Raw genomic sequence first — 19,935 nt, forward strand, 5'->3', positions numbered from 1 at the left:
CAGCCTTTTCGCTTTTTCAAGCCCCGTCGTTTTGGGACTGCAAAGGTAGAAACTTTTTACTCTTTCGCAAAAATTATTTAAAATAATTTCTGAGCCTCTCGTTTCCCGGTTTTAAGCATTCGGCTATTACTACCCTCATTCTTTTCAACCCCCCTTCCTTTCAATTCTACAACCCCTAAACCTTTCGGCGTTTGCGGGCTGCAAAGGTAGTTACCTTTTTTGTTATTCGCAAATCTTATTTTTAATAATTTTGCTTTTGTTTTAACCTTTTAAAGAGCGTCCCGCTTTCCTTATTTGCGGGCTGCAAAGGTACGCATAGTTTTAACTCATGCAAATGAATCATGCTAAAAAAACACCGTTATTTATTAAAACACTGCAAATCAGTATGAAAAAATGAACCACTAAATCAAACAAAAGCTATTATTCGGGTTCAGTACCTTTTTAACCTGTCAATAATAATGTCCGTCCGCAATTTCCCCCGGACAGATCGGACAGCCGAACAACGCTGTTATTTATGCTTATATACTCATCCGCAATTAATCATCCATATCTAATTACTGTTCCTGTTCGTCCGTTCGGTTTTTCTAACAGGTTGAAACAGTCGGACACCCGCCATCTTCACTATATATATTATTAGATATCTTTGAATGCTATGAAAATACTCGTTACCGGTTCTTCAGGACAATTAGGATCAGTTACTGTAAATCACCTTAAAAAGCATGGGCATATGGTTTATGGCATTGATATCGCGACAGCAGATACTACTGACGAGCTTTTGGACATTGCCGATAAAGATAAAGTACTAGCTGTTTACAAGGGGTTCGATGCCATAATACATACCGCTGCATTGCATGGCAAGCATTATGAACTGGGGTTTTCGCGCGAGGCCTTTGTATACAATAACATAACAGGCACGCTAAACCTGTTAAACGCCTGCGCCCAAAACGGTATCAAAAAGTTTCTATATATCAGCACTACTTCTATATATGGCGATGCAATGGTTAACCCCGATCGGGCTGTTTGGATTGACGAGCAATTGCGGGAACAACCGCGTGACATCTATGACATCACCAAACAAAGCGCCGAGCAACTATGCCGCGATTTCTTTTATAAGGAGGGATTACAAACTTCCGTGTATCGCGTAGCCCGTTTTTTGCCTGAGGATGATAACCTGATGCTGAACCATCGGCTGTATCGCGGACTGGACCCACGCGATGGCGCTGAAGCTTTACGACTAGCCCTGGATATCTACTTTGAGCAATTCGAGATCTTTAATATATCCAGCGGTTCCCCTTTTGTAAGATGATCTGCACGACCTCAAACATCATCCCACAAAAACCATTTTAAAATACTACCCCGAGGCTGTCTATATATATAATAATAACAACTGGCAATTCCCTGCAAGTATTGACCGGGTTTATGACAGTTCAAAAGCCGCCCGTTACCTGGGGTATGAACCGCAGTATACTTTTGGAAACCTGCTTGGCAATATTAAAGGTTAAAAGATGTTAAATATCCGCCTGCTTTAATATAATAGTAATGTACTCCTTATATATTAGCCACGCTAAATAAATAATTGACTGATTTATAATATTCGTTATCTTTGCAAAATGTTTAAAAAACAAACCTCGCTATTTGCCGGCTTATTGATACTATTATTGCTTGCCGATGTTGGCTGTCGCAGTAAATACGAAAAGCTTAAAGCAAGTAACGATAATGCTAAAAAATTCCAGGAAGGTAAGCGGTTATATGACAAGAAGGAATATGCCAAGGCATTAGGCTTGTTTGAAACCCTGCTTTCGCGTTATCGCGGTACTGATGGCGCTACAGATTTGTTTTATCTGAACGCTATGGCCAACTATAAGCTGAAAGATTACACTTCGGCAGCTTATCATTTTAATGAGTTTGCTACCTCTTATCCGTCTGACCCACGAGCTGAAGAGGCCCGCTTTCTGACAGCATATTGCTATTACCTTGACGCGCCTGCTTATTCATTAGATCAGGAAAATACCTATAAATGTATTGAGAAGCTGCAGCTGTTTATCAACCTTTATCCAAAAAGCGACAGGGTTGCCGAAGCCAGCAAACTGATTCAAGACTTACGCGACCGTTTAGAAACCAAGGCTTATGCTAACGCCAAGCTTTATTTAACCATTGGCGAAAACCAGGCGGCAGTTATTGCGTTTGGTAATGTGCTGCGCGACTATCCGGATACTAAATATGCCGAAGAGATGGAGTTTTTGACCATTAAGGCTCAATATGAATTTGCGCATCAAAGCCAGGAGTATAAACAGGAAGAACGTTATACAGCTACTATTGAGTCGGCTGATAATTTCTTTGACAAATACCCTAAAAGCGCTTACACCGTACAGGCACAGCAATTGCGTAAAGACAGCCAGGCCGGTATAGCCCAGGCTAAACGTGTCTTAGCTGCGGCCAAAGAAGACGAGAAACTTGCCCGCCGACTGGCACGTAAAGACTCGGTATTTATACAACAACATTCAGAAGCAACTGACATTCATAAAAAAGTAAATCCATAAAGGAAAAAAGAATATGAGTAACAATCAAAATAATGCAAACAAACCTGCCGTGGCAAGCAGCACCGTAACCCGCGACCTGCGCGAGTTAGATCAGACAACCGGAAACATTTATGAGTCGCTGGTTATTATTGGCAAACGTGCCAACCAGATCTCAAACAATGTTAAAGAGGAGTTGCATGCTAAACTTTCTGAGTTTGCTTCATCAAACGACAATCTGGAAGAAATTTTCGAGAACCGTGAGCAAATCGAAATCTCTAAATATTACGAGAAACTGCCTAAACCAACCTTGGTTGCAGTTCAGGAATTTTTAGACGGTAAAGTATACCACCGCAACCCGAATAAAGAAGAGCAATCTTTATAATTCAAAATTTAAAAGTCAAAATCCAAAAGTCAAAAAGCTCAACAGCCTTTTGACTTTTTTTATTTAAGGCGGTTTGAGTCATTAAATTTTGAATTCTGTCATCATCCCGGGTTTGACTTTTTATATTTATCGAAATTAGCTAAGTTCTTTTTGAATTTTTAATTTTGACTTTTGACTTAACCAGATGCTTGAAGGTAAAAATGTAGTATTAGGCGTATGTGGCAGCATTGCTGCGTATAAGTCGGCTTTGCTGGTTAGGCTGCTGGTTAAGGCCGGCGCCAACGTGCAGGTGGTGATGACGGCCGATGCTACCAATTTTATCACTCCGCTTACGCTGGCCACCCTATCCAAAAACCCCGCACTCACCGAGTATTTTGTCCCCGAAACCGGCGAGTGGAACAACCACGTCGAGCTGGGCTTGTGGGCCGATTTGATGATCATTGCCCCGGCCAGCGCCAATACCCTGGCTAAAATGGCAACCGGGCTGGTTGACAATCTGCTTACCGCCGTTTACCTGTCGGCTAAGTGCCCGGTGTACTTTGCCCCGGCTATGGATCTGGACATGTGGAAGCACACCAGTACCAAAAGCAATATCCAAACCCTACTGGGCTTCGGCAATATCATGATAGCCCCCGGCAGCGGCGAACTGGCCAGCGGGCTGCATGGCGAGGGCCGCATGGCCGAGCCTGAGGATATCGTCGACTTTATTACTGCCGATATTCGCCAAAAACTTCCTTTGGTAAACATTAAAGCCCTGGTTACCGCCGGGCCTACCTATGAGGCTATTGACCCGGTGCGGTTTATCGGCAACCATTCATCGGGTAAAATGGGGTTTGCTATCGCGGATGAACTGGCGCGACTGGGTGCCGACGTTACCCTGGTATCAGGTCCATCGGCACAAAAAAGTAAACAGCGGGCGGTTAAGCGCATTGACGTTACCTCGGCAGCCGAAATGCTGGAAGCCTGCCAGGAGCACTATGCCGACAGCCGCATCTTCATTATGAGCGCTGCCGTGGCAGACTATACCCCCATCAACGTCGCAACGCAAAAGATAAAGAAACAAGGCGGCGAGTCGCTCACTATTGAGACTAAAAAGACCGTCGACATATTAAAATACCTGGGCGAGCATAAGCGCGAAGGCCAGCTGCTGGTGGGTTTTGCCCTTGAGACCAATAACGAAGAGCAGAACGCCATAGCCAAGCTGCAAGCTAAAAACCTCGACTTCATTGTGCTCAACTCATTGGGCGACGCCGGGGCCGGCTTTGCCGTCGATACCAACAAAGTCACCATTATTGACCGCGACCTGCAAAAAACCGCGTTCGACCTGAAAACTAAAGACGAGGTTGCTGCCGACATTTGCCAAAAGGCCATATCTTTACTCCGTCAATGAAAACAGTGGGCCTCTATATCATCCTGCTGTGTATGACCTTGGGGGCCGTGCAGGCGCAGGATTTGAATGCCCGTGTGAGCGTGCTGGCGCCCAAGATACAGACTACCAATAAACGCATCTTCCAGTCGCTGGAGACGGCGATGAAAGACTTTTTGAACGGCCACAAATGGCTGGCCGAGCCCGTGCAGCCGCAAGAGCGTATCGACTGTAACTTTGTGCTCAACATAACCTCGTGGGACGGCGGCGCCAACTTTACCGGCGAGCTGCAGGTGCAGTCGCTGCGGCCTGTGTACGGCTCAAACTACAACACCACCCTGCTTAGCGTAAACGACAAGGACTTTGAGTTTAGCTATACCGAGGGGCAAACTATCGACTACTCCGACCAGAGCTTTACCTCCAACCTGGCCTCGGTAATGGCCTTTTATGCCTACGTGATTGCCGGTATGGACAACGACAGCTTCTCGCGCATGGGCGGCACCTATTACTACAACCTGGCGCAGGCCGTGGTTACCAACGCGCAAACCTCGCCCTATAAAGGTTGGAAAGCCTTTGACAGCAATACCAACCGCTACTGGCTCATCGAAAACCTGAACAACAAGCTGTACGCCCCGCTGCGCAGCTTTATATACGACTATCACCGCAATGGCCTCGACCTGATGGCCGACAACCCCGCCAAAGCGCGCAAGGCCATATCTGAGCAGCTGCCCGTGCTGGCCCGGCTCGACCGGCAGCGTATTGGCGCCATGCTGCCCCTGGTGTTCTTCACCGCCAAGGCCGACGAGCTGGTATCCATATACGCCCACACCGAGCCCCAACCGCGCATAGCCGCCCTCAACATATTTACCCAGGCCGACCCTGCCAACGGCATCAAGTACCAGGAGTTGCAGAAACAGTAAATAGAGATTAGTTGATTAGAGATTGGTTGGACGTAGTACGTTTGACGTTATACGTAATTGACCATTTCCGCACCGCGTCATCGTGAGCGAGGTACGAGCGTGACGATCTGCGGATAAGGAACAATTAATGCGCGACAGCCCCTGCGCGACTCCTTACCCACGGGAGGGGAAGGGAAGGGTTAACCAAGCGATATTACCACCCCTTACTGTTTCACAAAAATATGAAACACTTTGAAACACCTTTTTTAGTCTTATCATTGATAATCAAATAGTTAACAAAAAAGAGTGAAACACTTTGAAACAGTAGTAATACTTTAACCGACCCTCATAACTACCTAGCAATAAAATACTTATAGCATTTTTGTACTATCCGCGAAAAAGGAGTGAAACACCAAGAGTGAAACATGCATAAATTACTTAGGTATGCCATAAACTTTGATGGCTTAGTTAAATAAAGGCGCACATGGTGTATGCTGCCGGGCCGTTGTTGGTGTTGTCACCAACAACAGGGGTTGGGCTTTGTACTTGTTTAGCATTTAGGTACGTGTGGTGACAATACCTAGACGAGCGGAAGTGACCTTTGCGCTCAGGCTTTACCTGACATTCTTGCGCCAAGTTGAGAAAACCTTATCCTGGCGCGAGTATGCTGCGCAGGGCAGAGCACGAGAAAGTCACGAGTACGCCGCCCACTTGCCGACGCTGCATACTCGCGCCAGTTGGGGGACAACACCAACATGGGCGGAGCTTAGATTAATTGTACATCCTTGTTACGGGAATTTTAAAACCTTTTTGTTCCGCTAAATAAAAAATCGTACTAAAAGTTACTTCGTTGATAATTCGATTACGATAACATTGCTCTAATAAATTTATGCTTTTGTATTCGTCATGCCGATAACCATCTAACTCACATAAATCCAAATAATATTTCTTACCGATATCATATGTAAAAGTATTAGCAATTGCTAAACCTACGCGAAACCAATCATCATATCCTTCAGTAATAGAAATACGCTTCAACTTTAAGTAATTAATAATCTTCACAATAGTTTCTCTATCGCGCTTTTTGTTTTTTCCTTCAGTGGCGAAGAAAAGTAATTTGTCGATTTTTTCATCGGTTATTTTGATATCGGACTTGGCTGCGGTCTTGGAAAATTTGAATCTAGATTCTATTTGTGCTAAATCAACAGAAAATGAGGCACATGAATTCTTTATCAAAATATCTGGGTCAAAAGAAGTGAAACAAATTCTACCAGTATCACTGCCGCTTCTATCTACATCAATGTTAAAGTTTTCCTTTACATAGCGGCATATTTCACCAAAATATATTTTATGAACATCAGGAGTCGAATCAGTACTAAAAAGGACTTTAAGACCATTATTTGAAGGAGACAACCAAACAGCGGCAACATAGGAGTCCGCAAAAAGTTGTCTTTTGATTTCGTCAATTTCTGAGAGATTTAATCCGTCAATATCAATTATTAGCAGTTTTGAATAGCTAAGAAGGTTTTCTGCCTTATGAGCTCCATTAAATGTTCCACTAAATGTAACGCCTGGTAAAGTTGCTTTCGCTTCTTTATATTCATTTATTCGTCCATCGGTCAATAACTGTCTACAGTAGTCTATTTCAGCTTTTACATACCCTTCTTTTATCCGAATTAATTCTTCTAATAGTGAAATTTTGATGTTTTCTTTAGAAGTTTTATTAGAATAGCTTGAAATAATAAGACCTTCTATTTGGTTCATATAAACAAATATAATACATTAGCACTGCTAAGAGTAGAGAAGAGTGGATCGAAAGATTCATTAAATTTAGGCGGACTCGCAAGATAGATCGAAAGGTCGAAAAAATAGCTTTTGTGTGTTGAGCTTCCGGATAATAAAGCCGCAATACACATGATTATGTCAGTATTTGTTATATTAATCTAAACCAACTACTCTTAGCTTTATGCCCAACTACGAAGGATATTTTTCCGCTAAGGCTATCATAAAAATACTGTGTAAATATCGTTTGAAACAAGCCAAAACGATACACAAATATCATTTACTCAGAGATATTAGTTTACATCCCAAATCCCTTTTATTACTTGAGAGTAAAAAAAAGACTGATCTTAATTTAGAAGATTTATTCCCCCCACGCCGAACCTGGGTTCGACCAAATTTGGTATCAAGAAAAAAAATTGATAATACTCATAACATTAGGATACAGTCGTTATACAAGACTATAATTACTACCCATTTAAATGTGCAACAAAAGGAGTTAATTCCTCCCCAATGGTATCTCAATCTCCAACGGTTTATTGAAAAGATACAAAGGCAAGCAAAAGACCCAGATTCCCAGCATCTAAATCGCCCGGTTATTAAACCAATCAAAAAGGAAAATTCTCCGGCTTGCAAGATTTGCCGACCTATTTCTATCTATACCCTTGAAGATCGTATACTAATAAGTTTTACGGCAAGATATTTAACGGATAAATTCGACCCTCATCTTCACAATTGTTCGTATGCATTTCGTTCTTCTAGAATTGCCGAATTGAAAAACCACCATCACACAATCGAGCAAATCTTGAAATATAGAAAGCAAAGATCCAAGCAAAGTATTTACGTCGCCGAAGCTGATCTAGAAAAGTTTTTTGACGCAATAAACCACAGGGTTATCAAATCTGCGTTAGAGAAATTTGCATTAAAAGTTACTAATAGCGGAAGCACAATTGACGATAGAGCTATAAAAATATTTCATCAATACTTAGCATCATATACATTTAATAAAGATGTGTTTGTTAAAAACGATACTGATTATTTCATTCCCTTCAAAATTCCGAATGGGAGGTTTGAATGGCCTATCGAACAACTAAAAAAGTTATATACAGACATTAATGACGAAAATATCGGGGTGCCTCAAGGAGGAGCATTATCGTGCCTTATTGCAAATATGGTATTACATGATGTTGACGAAGAGGTAGATGGCAGTCCTAAGGATAACGAGTTGTTATATTTACGATTCTGTGATGACATGATATTATTGCATACTGACGAAAGTCTTTGCACTGCTGCACTAAACAGATATGAACAAAAAGTTTCGTCTTTGAATTTATTAATGCACAAACCTGAATTTATTTTGCAATATGGCGAAGGCTTTTGGAAGAAGAAATCTAAGCGACCTTACCATTGGGCTCGTGCTTCCTTAGATAAAAGAAACGTTCCTTGGCTAGGGTTCGTGGGATATCAAATCCGGTTTGATGGAGCCATACGAGTAAGAAAAAAATCAATAAAAAAAGAAGCATTAAAACAGAAAGCAGAAGTAAAAGAAGTTCTTAAAGCTTTAAATATCTCTGATAAAACAAAGCATGAAATTAACGAAAACTCAAGAAAATCGAAGCGTCAACAAACTTATGCTCTGAAAAATCGCCTCATCTCGATGTCTGTAGGGAGAGTGAAATTACATAACTACAGAACAGCAAAAAATGGATTATGTTGGACAAATGGTTTTCAGTGTTTAACTATGAATCCTGTATCGAAAAGCCAGTGCAGATTTCTTGATAGAAATAGATACAAAAAATTAAGATACTTCAAAAAAAGATTATCGCATTTAATAAAAGAAACGGAAAATAAAGATGATAATTTGAAGCCTATATTTTTCGGACATCCTTTTAGTTATCATGGGTTCTTAAAATAAATATTGATTATACTTTCCCCATACTGGCGCAAGTATGTCGGGCAAGCCAGAGCGCAAAGGTTACTTGTGCCTTTTCAACCTAGCATACCCAGAGATTGCCACGCTACGCTCGCAATGACGTGATGGAGAGTGATGCATTAAGTAGTGCGGTAATTAGCGGCTGGCCCGACTGTTTCTTTTTGTCTCATCTCTTTTCCTGGCGGACACCCTTTTGCGTTAGGGATGGTAATGGATACCGGCCGCTGTGGGGCGTCGGCGCAGGCACGCGCCTAAGGCCTTGCAGGCGTATGAATGGACAGCCCGGTCCGTCAGTCGACGGAAACGCCGTTATTGTAATCAGAGATTGATTGATGAGTGATTAGTTGCTTGTCGCGTGGTTAAACACACCCCTGCCCTCTCAAAGAGGGGAACCTATGGCGCAATCCCGCGCCCAACGTAAAAGGCATAACGCACCACTCACCGTTCACCCTCCACCACTCACTAAAAAAAATTTTCAATTTTTCTTGCATCTACGAAAAACATCGTACATCTTTGTACGAAGATATTCGTAGAAGAAGAGAAATTGACATGGAACTGAAACCGACAGAAAGCGAGTTAGAGATTTTACAGGTGATCTGGAAATTGGGCCGATGTACCGTTCGCGACGTGCATGAGGAGCTATCCCAAAACAAGGATGCCGGTTATACTACCACCCTAAAATTAATGCAGATAATGGCCGACAAGGGCTTGGTGGAGCGCGACACCACCACCAAAACCCACGTCTACCGTGCGTTGATTACCCGGGAGCAGGCGCAAACCAGCGCGCTTGACAAGCTGATGGATACGGTTTTTAAGGGATCGACCGGCAGTTTGGTTATCCAGGCGCTGGGCAAACACAAAGCATCGTCTGACGAGATTGATGCGATTAAGCAGTATTTGAAACAGTTTGAGAATTAGTGAGTCCATGGTCGATGGGCCATAGTCCATAGTACTTGGTCTAAGGTCCGTTGTCGATGCGATTTACAACCTAAATTAATCAGCAAAACACCATGGGCCATTGACTATGGACCATGGACTTAAACAAACCAACCATGGACCATCGACTATGGACCATGGACTTAAAGAACATAACCATGCAAAATCTATTGTACAACATGAGCCAGGTTTTAGGCATCACCATTGTCCACTCGCTGTGGCAGGGGCTTATTGTGTTTATTGTTTTGAGGTTGTTTGTGCTGGCTTTTCCGGGCCGCAGTGCGGTGGTAAAATACTGGGTGGGCTACGGCGCGCTGGTTTTTATGCTGGGCTGGTTTGTGGCGACGCTTTTTAAAGAGCTTAACCAATACAACTGGCTGTCCACCACGGCGCTCAGGGTTTCGCCGCTGGCTTTGCCGCCATCAATGAGTGATATTGCCGTCCCGGCCAATAAATTGTACTTCGGTATTGCCGAATATATGCCCTGGCTGACGATGATTTACGTTGTAGGCGTGGTATTTAATGCCCTGCGGCTTACGCTGGCCTGGAACAACATTTACCGCATTAGGCAAAACATTAGCGATGCCGGTTTTGCCGGCACCATTAAACGGCTAAGCAAAACGCTGCAACTGAATGATAAGGTACAGGCTGCTTTTAGCGAGTGGGTGGATGTGCCTTGTGTAACCGGTTTTGTTAAGCCCATCATCCTGATGCCGGTAGCTATTACCTGCCACCTCACTACCGACGAGGTGGAGGCTGTGCTGCTGCATGAGCTGGCCCATGTTAAGCGTCACGATTATCTGTTAAACTTTATACAGCAGGTTATTAGCATCCTGTTGTTTTTTAACCCCTTTGCCAGGCTGGTTGGCAGGGTGATTAACGAAGAGCGCGAAAACTGCTGCGACGATATGGTTGTGCGCGCAACCGGCAGCCCTTTTATATACGCACAAGCGCTGTTAAAACTCGAGGAGAATAAACAATACCAATGGCAACTGGCCCTTGCCGCGTCTACCAAAAAGTATGCATTATTAAACCGAATTGAACGTATCATGAAAACTAAAACACATACCGTAAATATACGCCCGGTGCTTATTACACTGCTGGCGCTTACCTTCAGCATCAGCAGCATTGCCTGGCTTAATCCTGAAATTAAAGATGGCAAAGTGGTCATCAAAAACGCACCGGCTATACGCATGATTGCTAAGGCTATTACTGCGCCTGAGCCTCCGGCTGCACCTGCGCCGCCTGCTGTGCCATCGCACCATAAAAAACACCTGAGTATTAAATACCTAAGCAATGCTGCTCAAAACGCATCGGCAGCCGATACCAGCAAAAAGAAATATAAAATTGTGGTTGAGGACGAGAACGGTGTTAAAACCGAATACAACTCGGTTAATGATTTGCCTGCCGGCGATAAGGATGCGCTGTTTAATAAAGGAGCTTTCGGCGCCTTCAGCATGGCCCCTGCCGACACCATGAAGTTTAAGGCCATGGTTGACTATTATAAAAGCGATGCCTGGAAACACCAGGTAGAAGCCATGACCAAAAACAGCGAGAAGATGGCCAAACAGTTTAACTCGCCGGAGTTTAAGAAGCATATTGAAAAAATGACGAGCTATTACAGCAGCCCGAAGTTTAAGAAGAGTGTGGAGGATATGGTTAGTCATATGAGCAGCCGCGAGGATTTTGAGAAGCACACTGAAGCATTTACCAAACAATTCAGTTCGCCTAAGTTTAAAAAGAGCGTAGAGGAAATGGCTAAGTACTACGACAGCCCTGAGTTTAAGAAAAGTATTGAAGATATGACTAAATACTATGAAAGCCCTGAGTTTCTGAAAAGTATTGAGGACATGACCAAACAATACTCAGACCCGGCTTTTATAAAAAGTATGGAAGATATGGGCAAAGGCTGGGAAAATATGTCAGACTCTGATAAAGCTGTAGTAAAGGAAAAAGCCAAAGCCGACAAGGCTCGTAATAAAGAGGCTATTAAACGCGAGCTCCGATCTTTAGAAGAAAAAGCCAAGGCAGGCAAAGCCGAGCAAAAAGCTAAGCAAGAGGAAGAGAAAGCCAAGCAGGCAGAAAAAGCCGATCAGAAAGAGCAAGACGCACAAATGGTGAGCTATAACCAAAACGGCTTTAACTTTTTCAATAAGGTGATCAGAAACTGCTAAGGGCCTGAAGTTTGTCCGCCTTGTCCGTTTTGTCACGGCACCTAAGCGGACGGACAAGTTTGAAGACTAGAGATTGGTTGGTCAGTGATTAGTTGATCAGTGTAAGCCAGCCAAACCTTTAATCTTCAATCTTTAATCTTCAATCTTTAATCCACATCAATCAGTTTTTAGTTAGTTAGTACGAAAGAGGGGCCATCCCCTCTTTTTTGTTTTGTGGCTGCGGGGTGATGAAGTATTTTGTAATTTAGCCTCATACCACCATAGATACCTGTATGCTTCAAAAACTCAGTATAAGTAACTACGCACTCATTGATAACCTGGAGATTGGCTTTGACAAGGGCCTCAACATCATGACGGGCGAAACCGGCGCGGGTAAGTCGATCATACTGGGTGCGCTGTCGCTGATATTGGGTCAGCGGGCCGAGGGCAGGTATTTTTTTAATCAGCAAAAAAAGTGTGTTATCGAGGGGACGTTCCGGATTGCCGACTTCCACCTGAAAGATTTTTTTGAGGATAACGATCTGGATTACGAAGCCGAAACGGTTTTACGCAGGGAAATTTCCGCCGATGGCAAGTCGCGCGCTTTTGTGAACGATACGCCGGTAAACCTGAACGCCATGAAATTATTGGGCGAAAGGCTGATCGACATCCACTCGCAACACGCTACAATGGAGATCAATGACCCGCTGTTTCAGTTATTGGTGGTAGACTCGGTAGCCAAGCACCCGGATTTACTGAGTGATTATCAAACTAAATTTCGCGCCTATAAAAAGGCAACCGCCAAACTACAGCAACTGATAGCAGAAAGCGACAAAGCCAAAGCCGACCTGGACTATTACCAGTTTCAGTTTGATGAGCTGGAGAAAGCTGGTCTGGCGGCCGACGAACAGGAGTTACTCGAACAGGAACTATACGCCCTAAACAACGCCGAAGAAATAAAGCGCAACCTGCTTAGCGCTAACTACCTCATGCAGGATAGCGAAGCCTCGGCGCTGGCTCAGTTAAAAGAGGCGGCTCACCAGTTAGGATCGCTGGCTAAGTTTAATCCGCAGATCGAGGAGTTGCAGGAACGTATGAACAGCGCCATCATCGAACTGAAAGATATTGCCGCCGAAATTGAAAACCTGGAGCAACGCACCACTACCGACGAGGCTCGCGGCGCCGAAGTAAATGAGCGACTGAGCATCATCTATAACCTGCAAAAGAAACATCGCGTTAGCAGCAACCAGGAGCTTTTGACTTTGCAGGACGAGCTGTCAGACAAAATACAACAAGCCGTTTTTGGTGACGAAGCAATTGAGAAATTGCAACAGCAACTATCGGCAGATAAAAAAGAATTAGAGCAACTGGCCGGGCAATTAACAGCCAATCGCCAGAAAGCCATACCCACTATTGAAGCCGAAGTATTAAGCACCTTGGCCGAGATGGGCATGGGTAATTCGGCGTTAAAAATCGAGCTGTCGCCACTGCATGAAAGCAGCCGTAACGCTGCTTCAGCGGGTTTGGGCGATAACGGCTCCGATGCGGTACGCTTCCTGTTCAGCGCCAACAAGGGGCATGTTCTGGCCGAAATGAGCAAGGTAGCCTCGGGTGGTGAGCTGTCGCGGCTGATGCTGAGCATTAAATCGCTCACCGCTAAAAACACCGCCCTGCCAACGATTATTTTTGACGAGATAGACACCGGTGTATCCGGCGAGGTAGCCAACAAAGTGGGGCAGATCATGGAGCAACTGGCGGCCAACCTGCAGGTGATTACCATTACACACCTACCTCAAATTGCCAGCAAGGGCCGGAGCCATTACTTTGTTTATAAAGATGATGACGCCGATACCACCCGCACCCGCATTAAACAACTTAGCCCTAATGAACGCGTACAGGAGATTGCCAAAATGCTGAGCGGAGATAACATTGGCGAGAGCGCTCTGCAAAATGCCAGGGAGTTGCTTAGCCGCCTAACCCCCTGAAAGGGGGAATACTAAAAAAGCACGTCATGCTGAACTTGTTTCAGCATCCCATCATACAGGTCACCGCTTGCTTGGCGTGTGGGATGCCGAAACAAGTTCGGCATGACGATCCATTGATTAAAAAACATCCTCAATCATGAAACTCAACTTCCACCTTCCAACTTTCCTGATCACTATAATAGCGTTCTCGCTGCTCACACTGGCGGCTTTTACGTTCAAACAGCAAGATAATGGCTACATCCTCGACCACGAAAAAGATATTGCGACGGAAGATGTCGGCCCGCATAATGGCGGGGGTAAGAGCACGGCCTATCCGTTTTTTAAAAGCTTTAAGGGTAATAAGGTTACTTTCCGCAAGCGGATATTGCATCCAGGTTCGTCAATCGGTTATCACCTGCAGGAAGAACAGGAGATCTATTACATCCTGAACGGTAACGGCGAGCTGCAAATGAACGGCAAAACCATACCCGTAATCACCGGCGACGCTATTTTGACTTTGCCAGGCAGCCATCATGGTATTAAACCCGCCGGTAATGAGGATTTGACCATGCTGATTGTTTATGAGAATAAATGAATATGCTTTTCAAACTTACAAAGTTTGAGAAACTTCGTAAGTCTCACGTTAAATACATCCCTCCCTCGGGAGGGGTGCGGCTGGTAAGAGTGTAAAGGCGGGGAGGGGTTTCGCCGCTTTGTAAATCAGATAAACCCCTCCCTGCCCCTCCCGGGGAGGGAATCGCACGGGCCGGCCTTTTCCCGCCTATTTTCAAATTTTACAAACCAAGTTGGTTCCTGCCTGTACTCTTTATATAAACTTTAAAGAAAAACATTATGGCAACCCTGGATAATAAAAGAGTAGCAGTACTCACCGAAGAAGGATTTGAGCAAGTGGAGTTAACCAGCCCTGTGGAGGCTTTGAAAGATGCCGGCGCAACAGTCGAGATTATTTCGCCTAAAGGCGGCAGCATCAAGGCATGGGACCATACCGATTGGGGTATTGAGGTTGATGTTACGAAAACACTGTCAGAGGCTAACCCCGACGATTATGATGCGCTGGTACTGCCCGGCGGTGTTTTGAATCCTGATAAGCTGCGCCAAAATAAAGAAGCGGTAGCCTTTGCATCAGCATTTCTGAACGAAGGTAAGCCGGTAGCAGCAATATGCCACGGCCCGCAAACGCTGATTGAGACCGGCATGTTGAAAGGCAGAAAGCTCACCTCATACCCATCGTTACAAACCGACTTAAAAAATGCCGGTGCCGAATGGGTTGACGAGGAAGTGGTAGTGGATAACGGCTTAATAACCAGCAGAAAACCCGATGACCTACCCGCCTTCAACAAAAAAATGATCGAAGAAATAGCAGAAGGCGTACACAGCGACGCATAAAATTTTCATTTACAACAATAGTGGGGCCCGTAGCAGTTTGCGCGGGCTTTTTTTGCGGGATGAAATCAAAAGCAAGGGGATAGCGCGATTCCCTTCTCGGGGAGGGCGGGGAGGGGTTTATCCTATTCGCATGGCTATGAAACCCCTCCCTGCCTTTACGCTTATGGCATCCGCACCCCTCCCGTGGGGAGGGGATTAATCAGTAAGGTCAAGGTGTCCGGCCGTTTCTTTTTGCTTACTTCTTTTTCGGACGAACACCTATAAACCGTCTTGTCAATCCGCTAATTATTAAATTTGCGGCATGTCATCCAAAAAAGCGGTAATTATTGGTGCGGGTATAGCGGGTATTGCGGCGGCTATCAGGCTGGCTTTGAAAGGTTATGCTGTTGAGGTTTTCGAGGCGAATGCTACGCCAGGTGGTAAATTGAGCGAGGTTGAACAAAACGGCTTCCGGTTTGATGCCGGGCCAAGCCTGCTCACTATGCCGCAATACATTAATGAGCTTTTTGAACTGGCCGGTAAAGAGCCATCTAAATATTTTGAGTATCAAAAGCTGGACGTGATCTGCAAATATTTTTATGAGGATAAAACCGAATTAACGGCCTATGCAGATCGTGCAAAATTTACAGATGAAGTCTCAGCACGAACTAATGAGCCCACAATATCACTCGAAAAACAAGCCGCCAACAGCCGGGTTATTTACGAACTCACCAACCCGGTGTTTTTAGAAAAACCCTTCCGTTTTAAAGCCTTGCTAACCAAAGCCGGGTTTAAAGCGCTCGTGAGCTTAAGAAAGCTGGGCACTGGCGACACTATGCACGAGGCTAATAAAAGCTTATTTAAAGATAAGCGCATGATTCAGTTTTACGACCGGTATGCAACTTACAATGGCTCAAACCCGTACGCAGCACCGGCTACGCTAAATGTCATCCCGCACCTGGAACAGCATTATGGCGCCTATTTTCCTACCGGGGGGATGTACAGCGTCACCGCCTCGCTGGTTAAATTGGCAACTGAGCTGGGCGTTGGGTTTAAATACAATATGCCGGTTGACAAGATCTTGCTTGAAGGCGACAAGGTTACAAGTATTACAGTAAAAGGCGTTGAGATACCCGCGGATATTGTGATATCAAACATGGACATTTGGTTTACTTACAAAAAGCTGTTAAAAGATAAACCCGAGCTCCATCCGCAGAAAATATTACAGCAAGAGCGCAGCAGCTCGGCATTGGTGTTTTATTGGGGGATGAATAAAAAGTTTGACAGGCTTGATCTGCACAACATATTTTTCAGTGCCGATTACAAAGCCGAGTTCGATCACATCTGGCAGCAAAAAACTATTTATCACGACCCGACGGTTTATATTAATATCACCTCAAAACTCAACGAAAAAGATGCGCCTCCAGGCTGTGAAAACTGGTTTGTAATGATCAATGTACCAGCCAACACCGGCCAGGATTGGGATACGCTGGTAGACGAGGCGCGCAAAAATATCCTGGCCAAACTATCCGGCCAGTTAAATGAAAATGTAGGCGAACTGATTGTCACTGAAAGTATTTTGGACCCGCGCGGTATTGAAAGTAAAACATCATCCTATCAGGGATCAATCTACGGCACATCATCAAACAGCAAATACGCGGCTTTTATGCGCCATGCCAATCAATCGGCCAAAATAAAGAATCTGTATTTCTGCGGGGGTAGCGTGCACCCGGGCGGCGGGATACCGTTGTGCCTGCTGTCTGCAAAGATTGTGAGTGAATTGGTGGGGTGAGATAGAGCCTTGTCATGCTGAGCCCGTCGAAGCGGGCAAAGGCCAGCGCACGCCCTTCGACAAGCTCAGGGTGACAGCCCTTTTGCTGAGCATATAAGATCCTTCACTACGTTCAGGATGACAAATCCCCTTTTTTACCTTTTGTCATGCTGAGCTTGTCGAAGCATTGGCGGGCAAAGGCCTTTCCACGCCCTTCGACAAGCTCAGGGTGACAGCCCTCTTTTATAATTTCCCATTTAGAGCGCCAGGGGCCTCAATACTCTCCTATTGAAAGCAAAACCAGCGTACAAGCGTACTGTGTCTCAATCCCTTCGGCATCAGCCAATTTTTGCAGCTCTGCGTTCTCAGTACCCGGATTAAAAATGATGCGTTTGGGTTTGGTGGCCAAAATATAGTCGTATAACGGTGGCTGGTTTTGCGGACCAACATACAGCGTTATCGTATCAATATCATGATGAATTTCTTCGGGCTTCTCGATTTTAACACCTGCTACTTCGCCGCTTTTTAGTCCGACGTTAACAATGCTATGCCCGTGGCTTTTAAGGCGGTTAGCCGCCAGGTAAGCGTAACGACCCGCATTGGGGGTAGCGCCGAGTATTAATGTTTTTTTATCAGCCATAATTATAAAAGGCCCTCCCGATCATCAACTTTATCGCTCGCCTCAAACCATGGGGAGGGCCGAACATTTACATTCAAATATTTTGCCAAGCTGTAATAACAGGACATTTTTACCGTCAAAACAGCATCATAAAAAATAATTAAATTTTTTTAAAATGTTTTCAGGTGTGATTCGTCTTTACCTTTAAACAAGTAAAAAGTTGATAGCTACATCATTAATGTCCGAGGAAAAGAACCACCATGTATTAAGCGCCATAAAGGCGTATGGTAAAAACTTGCTCGGTTTTATCCGCAAAAGGGTAAAAAATGATGCCGATGCTGAAGACATTCTGCAGGATGTGTGGTACCAGTTTAGCGCACTGGTAAATTCTGAACCAATTGAGCAGACAGGCGCCTGGCTGTATAAAGTGGCAAGGAATAAAATCACCGACAAGCATAAAAAGAAATCAGAAAGCTTACTTGACGACCTGTTTAGCACCGGCGACGACGAAGATACCGACACCTCGGTATTTGCCGACTTGCTGATGCCCGAGGAAACAACTCCCGAAACCGAGTATATGCGTAACCTGTTTTGGGAGCAGTTATTCACTGCATTGGATGAATTGCCTGAAGAACAAAAGCAGGTTTTCATATGGCAGGAAATGGACGATATGACCTTTCAGGAAATATCTGAGATGACGGGTGTAAATGTAAATACCCTGGTATCGCGCAAACGATACGCGGTATTGCATTTAAGGGACAGGTTGCAGCAATTATATCAGGAGATTATAACAAATTAAAAATTAAAGACATGAAAAGAATATTTTATAAGGGCCGTTTTATTTTTATACCTATCGCGGTAGCGGCCTTCTTATCGCTCATCAGCTTTGTGGTGATGCAGCTTTGGAACAATTTATTACCAGACATTCTACACGTTGGTGTGATTACCTTCTGGCAGGCCATGGGCATATTTGTATTGTGCAAAATACTGTTTGGCTTTGGAAAAGGGCGCCGGGGTAACCCATGGGGCGGTAATCCCTGGGGCGGCAACCCATGGGGAGGTAACCCCTGGATGCGCCAAAAAATGCAGGAACGCTTTCGTAGCATGACGCCTGAACAAAAAGAGAAATTCAAGCAAAAAATGCGTGATCGTGCTAACTGCGGCCCCTGGGGCGGGCATCATGGCGACCACCCTTTTAAACAAGCCTGGGACGAGTTTGAAAACGAAGGCCAGGAAAAGAAGACTGACGAGTAACCTAATACACTTGTCATCCTGAGCAAAGCGAAGGATCTTATCAAAGCGTATAAGATCCTTCGCTTTGCCCAGTATGACAAATTAATCTTCCACTAAACTTACAACACAAGTTATGAACGTACTCATATTTTCAACCAACGTAGCCAAGCATGAACAGGTAAGTAAAGTACAACCGGTACTATCTGCTGTTTCATCCATTAAAGACTGGAACATTGATCTGGAAGATTGTGATAAAATTTTGCGGGTAGTATCAAACGACCTGTCGCCAAGATATATCGAGACATTAATGGCTAATGCCGGTTTCAGCTGTACCGAGCTGGAGTATTAAACTTTTAGTCGCCTAAACAGCTAATAAATATGTCATCTCGAACGATAAGTGAGAGATCTATACATTGACATTCCCACCACGCTTAGCGTGTGTATAGATTTCTCACTACGTTCGAAATGACAACTTAAGTAAAGAATATTTATCACCCGTTTATAATCCGCAGTAAAATGGCTATTTGCCCGGCATGATAGATCTGATGCTGAATAAAGCCTAAAACAGTTTCCTGATAAGTGGTAACCGGTTCATCTTCACGCTCGTCAATAACCGGCTCCTCCCATTTATCTTCAGCGAAATCGCGGATGGTTTTAATCAGGTTAACGTTCACCAGCTTCAGGTCATCAATCCACATTTTCCATTTTTCTTCATCAGGGTCGCCGGGATGAGGCCAGTTGCCGCTCACAGGTAACGAGGCAGGCTTTTCATTAAGGCGGTCTATCACCTCTTCGGTCCAGCTTACCATGTGCATAATAATCTCGATGATGGTATGTGCATCGCCAACCCGCTCATAGGCACTTTCAAAGGTTACCTTGTCTAAAATGGTATAGATTGAGTCGCCATACCAGGGTTGGCCTGATAATGCTTTTTCGAGTTGCTGTTGAAGGTATTCGGATGTGGTCATGAGTTATATAGAAAGATGAAAGTACAA

At 44.5% G+C, this 19,935-nt stretch carries 18 protein-coding genes; 15 read left to right on the forward strand and 3 right to left on the reverse strand.

The window, feature by feature from the left end; all coding sequences use genetic code 11:
- Window positions 1–652: 652 nt before the first annotated feature.
- The 5 genes from ACFS5N_RS07655 (at window position 653) to porD (ending at window position 5,187) form a co-directional block, all read left to right on the forward strand.
- Window positions 653–1,306 (forward strand): NAD-dependent epimerase/dehydratase family protein, encoded by a 654-nt coding sequence (locus ACFS5N_RS07655; RefSeq protein ID WP_377183907.1) that lies wholly within the window; start codon window positions 653–655, stop codon window positions 1,304–1,306.
- A gap of 304 nt (window positions 1,307–1,610) precedes the next feature.
- On the forward strand, window positions 1,611–2,540 hold the full coding sequence (locus ACFS5N_RS07660; protein WP_377183909.1) for an outer membrane protein assembly factor BamD: 930 nt from the start codon (window positions 1,611–1,613) through the stop codon (window positions 2,538–2,540).
- A gap of 13 nt (window positions 2,541–2,553) precedes the next feature.
- The gene (locus ACFS5N_RS07665) at window positions 2,554–2,901 is read left to right on the forward strand and encodes a DNA-directed RNA polymerase subunit omega (RefSeq protein WP_377183911.1); all 348 of its coding nucleotides are present in this window, start codon (window positions 2,554–2,556) and stop codon (window positions 2,899–2,901) included.
- Between the two features lie 184 nt (window positions 2,902–3,085).
- Window positions 3,086–4,291 carry a bifunctional phosphopantothenoylcysteine decarboxylase/phosphopantothenate--cysteine ligase CoaBC gene (gene coaBC / locus ACFS5N_RS07670; RefSeq protein WP_377183913.1) on the forward strand — a complete coding sequence of 402 codons (1,206 nt, stop codon included), beginning with the start codon at window positions 3,086–3,088 and terminating at the stop codon, window positions 4,289–4,291.
- On the forward strand, window positions 4,288–5,187 hold the full coding sequence (porD, locus tag ACFS5N_RS07675) for a type IX secretion system protein PorD (RefSeq protein WP_377183915.1): 900 nt from the start codon (window positions 4,288–4,290) through the stop codon (window positions 5,185–5,187). Before coaBC ends, porD begins: the two co-directional genes overlap by 4 nt.
- Before the next feature lie 750 nt (window positions 5,188–5,937).
- On the opposite strand, the gene ACFS5N_RS07680 is transcribed toward porD, so the two are convergent.
- Window positions 5,938–6,930, reverse strand: a complete 993-nt coding sequence (locus ACFS5N_RS07680; protein ID WP_377183917.1) for a BT4734/BF3469 family protein — start codon at window positions 6,928–6,930, stop codon at window positions 5,938–5,940.
- 202 nt (window positions 6,931–7,132) lie between these two features.
- Between ACFS5N_RS07680 and ACFS5N_RS07685 the strand changes: the two genes are divergently transcribed.
- From ACFS5N_RS07685 to crtD, 7 genes are all read left to right on the forward strand, one after another.
- Complete coding sequence (locus tag ACFS5N_RS07685) at window positions 7,133–8,860, forward strand: reverse transcriptase/maturase family protein (RefSeq protein WP_377183919.1); 1,728 nt, start codon at window positions 7,133–7,135, stop codon at window positions 8,858–8,860.
- A 567-nt stretch (window positions 8,861–9,427) separates the two neighbouring features.
- Window positions 9,428–9,796 carry a BlaI/MecI/CopY family transcriptional regulator gene (locus ACFS5N_RS07690; RefSeq protein ID WP_377183921.1) on the forward strand — a complete coding sequence of 123 codons (369 nt, stop codon included), beginning with the start codon at window positions 9,428–9,430 and terminating at the stop codon, window positions 9,794–9,796.
- Window positions 9,797–9,930: 134 nt separating this feature from the next.
- A complete protein-coding gene (locus tag ACFS5N_RS07695; protein ID WP_377183923.1) occupies window positions 9,931–11,988 on the forward strand; it encodes a M56 family metallopeptidase in 2,058 nt (685 codons plus the stop codon).
- Window positions 11,989–12,260: 272 nt separating this feature from the next.
- Entirely contained in the window at window positions 12,261–13,952 is a 1,692-nt protein-coding gene (recN, locus tag ACFS5N_RS07700; protein ID WP_377183925.1) for a DNA repair protein RecN, read from the forward strand.
- A gap of 136 nt (window positions 13,953–14,088) precedes the next feature.
- Window positions 14,089–14,526 (forward strand): cupin domain-containing protein, encoded by a 438-nt coding sequence (locus ACFS5N_RS07705; protein ID WP_377183927.1) that lies wholly within the window; start codon window positions 14,089–14,091, stop codon window positions 14,524–14,526.
- A gap of 257 nt (window positions 14,527–14,783) precedes the next feature.
- Window positions 14,784–15,338: a type 1 glutamine amidotransferase domain-containing protein gene (locus ACFS5N_RS07710; protein ID WP_377183929.1), complete on the forward strand. Its 555-nt coding sequence runs from the start codon at window positions 14,784–14,786 to the stop codon at window positions 15,336–15,338.
- Window positions 15,339–15,639: 301 nt separating this feature from the next.
- Window positions 15,640–17,109, forward strand: coding sequence for a 1-hydroxycarotenoid 3,4-desaturase CrtD (gene crtD / locus ACFS5N_RS07715; RefSeq protein ID WP_377183931.1), 1,470 nt, complete (start codon window positions 15,640–15,642; stop codon window positions 17,107–17,109).
- Window positions 17,110–17,362: 253 nt separating this feature from the next.
- Here crtD and ACFS5N_RS07720 read toward each other — a convergent pair whose 3' ends face one another.
- A complete protein-coding gene (locus tag ACFS5N_RS07720) occupies window positions 17,363–17,728 on the reverse strand; it encodes a CoA-binding protein (RefSeq protein ID WP_377183933.1) in 366 nt (121 codons plus the stop codon).
- 217 nt (window positions 17,729–17,945) lie between these two features.
- On the opposite strand from ACFS5N_RS07720, the gene ACFS5N_RS07725 reads away from it, so the two are divergent.
- From ACFS5N_RS07725 to ACFS5N_RS07735, 3 genes are all read left to right on the forward strand, one after another.
- Window positions 17,946–18,506: an RNA polymerase sigma factor gene (locus tag ACFS5N_RS07725; protein ID WP_377183936.1), complete on the forward strand. Its 561-nt coding sequence runs from the start codon at window positions 17,946–17,948 to the stop codon at window positions 18,504–18,506.
- A gap of 11 nt (window positions 18,507–18,517) precedes the next feature.
- Window positions 18,518–18,961, forward strand: coding sequence for a hypothetical protein (locus ACFS5N_RS07730; RefSeq protein WP_377183938.1), 444 nt, complete (start codon window positions 18,518–18,520; stop codon window positions 18,959–18,961).
- A gap of 112 nt (window positions 18,962–19,073) precedes the next feature.
- Window positions 19,074–19,289 (forward strand): hypothetical protein, encoded by a 216-nt coding sequence (locus tag ACFS5N_RS07735; protein ID WP_377183940.1) that lies wholly within the window; start codon window positions 19,074–19,076, stop codon window positions 19,287–19,289.
- 142 nt (window positions 19,290–19,431) lie between these two features.
- Here ACFS5N_RS07735 and ACFS5N_RS07740 read toward each other — a convergent pair whose 3' ends face one another.
- Window positions 19,432–19,908, reverse strand: a complete 477-nt coding sequence (locus tag ACFS5N_RS07740) for a DinB family protein (protein ID WP_377183942.1) — start codon at window positions 19,906–19,908, stop codon at window positions 19,432–19,434.
- Window positions 19,909–19,935: the final 27 nt, after the last annotated feature.

Origin of the sequence: Mucilaginibacter ximonensis (assembly GCF_042686265.1) — a bacterium.
Classification (GTDB): domain Bacteria; phylum Bacteroidota; class Bacteroidia; order Sphingobacteriales; family Sphingobacteriaceae; genus Mucilaginibacter; species Mucilaginibacter ximonensis.

Coding starts and splice junctions, on each gene's coding strand:
- ACFS5N_RS07655 (WP_377183907.1), top strand. CDS start 653: ATGAAAATACTCGTTACCGGTTCTTCAGGACAATTAGGATCAGTTACT.
- ACFS5N_RS07660 (WP_377183909.1), top strand. CDS start 1,611: ATGTTTAAAAAACAAACCTCGCTATTTGCCGGCTTATTGATACTATTA.
- ACFS5N_RS07665 (WP_377183911.1), top strand. CDS start 2,554: ATGAGTAACAATCAAAATAATGCAAACAAACCTGCCGTGGCAAGCAGC.
- coaBC (WP_377183913.1), top strand. CDS start 3,086: ATGCTTGAAGGTAAAAATGTAGTATTAGGCGTATGTGGCAGCATTGCT.
- porD (WP_377183915.1), top strand. CDS start 4,288: ATGAAAACAGTGGGCCTCTATATCATCCTGCTGTGTATGACCTTGGGG.
- ACFS5N_RS07680 (WP_377183917.1), bottom strand. CDS start 6,930: ATGAACCAAATAGAAGGTCTTATTATTTCAAGCTATTCTAATAAAACT.
- ACFS5N_RS07685 (WP_377183919.1), top strand. CDS start 7,133: ATGCCCAACTACGAAGGATATTTTTCCGCTAAGGCTATCATAAAAATA.
- ACFS5N_RS07690 (WP_377183921.1), top strand. CDS start 9,428: ATGGAACTGAAACCGACAGAAAGCGAGTTAGAGATTTTACAGGTGATC.
- ACFS5N_RS07695 (WP_377183923.1), top strand. CDS start 9,931: ATGGACCATCGACTATGGACCATGGACTTAAAGAACATAACCATGCAA.
- recN (WP_377183925.1), top strand. CDS start 12,261: ATGCTTCAAAAACTCAGTATAAGTAACTACGCACTCATTGATAACCTG.
- ACFS5N_RS07705 (WP_377183927.1), top strand. CDS start 14,089: ATGAAACTCAACTTCCACCTTCCAACTTTCCTGATCACTATAATAGCG.
- ACFS5N_RS07710 (WP_377183929.1), top strand. CDS start 14,784: ATGGCAACCCTGGATAATAAAAGAGTAGCAGTACTCACCGAAGAAGGA.
- crtD (WP_377183931.1), top strand. CDS start 15,640: ATGTCATCCAAAAAAGCGGTAATTATTGGTGCGGGTATAGCGGGTATT.
- ACFS5N_RS07720 (WP_377183933.1), bottom strand. CDS start 17,728: ATGGCTGATAAAAAAACATTAATACTCGGCGCTACCCCCAATGCGGGT.
- ACFS5N_RS07725 (WP_377183936.1), top strand. CDS start 17,946: ATGTCCGAGGAAAAGAACCACCATGTATTAAGCGCCATAAAGGCGTAT.
- ACFS5N_RS07730 (WP_377183938.1), top strand. CDS start 18,518: ATGAAAAGAATATTTTATAAGGGCCGTTTTATTTTTATACCTATCGCG.
- ACFS5N_RS07735 (WP_377183940.1), top strand. CDS start 19,074: ATGAACGTACTCATATTTTCAACCAACGTAGCCAAGCATGAACAGGTA.
- ACFS5N_RS07740 (WP_377183942.1), bottom strand. CDS start 19,908: ATGACCACATCCGAATACCTTCAACAGCAACTCGAAAAAGCATTATCA.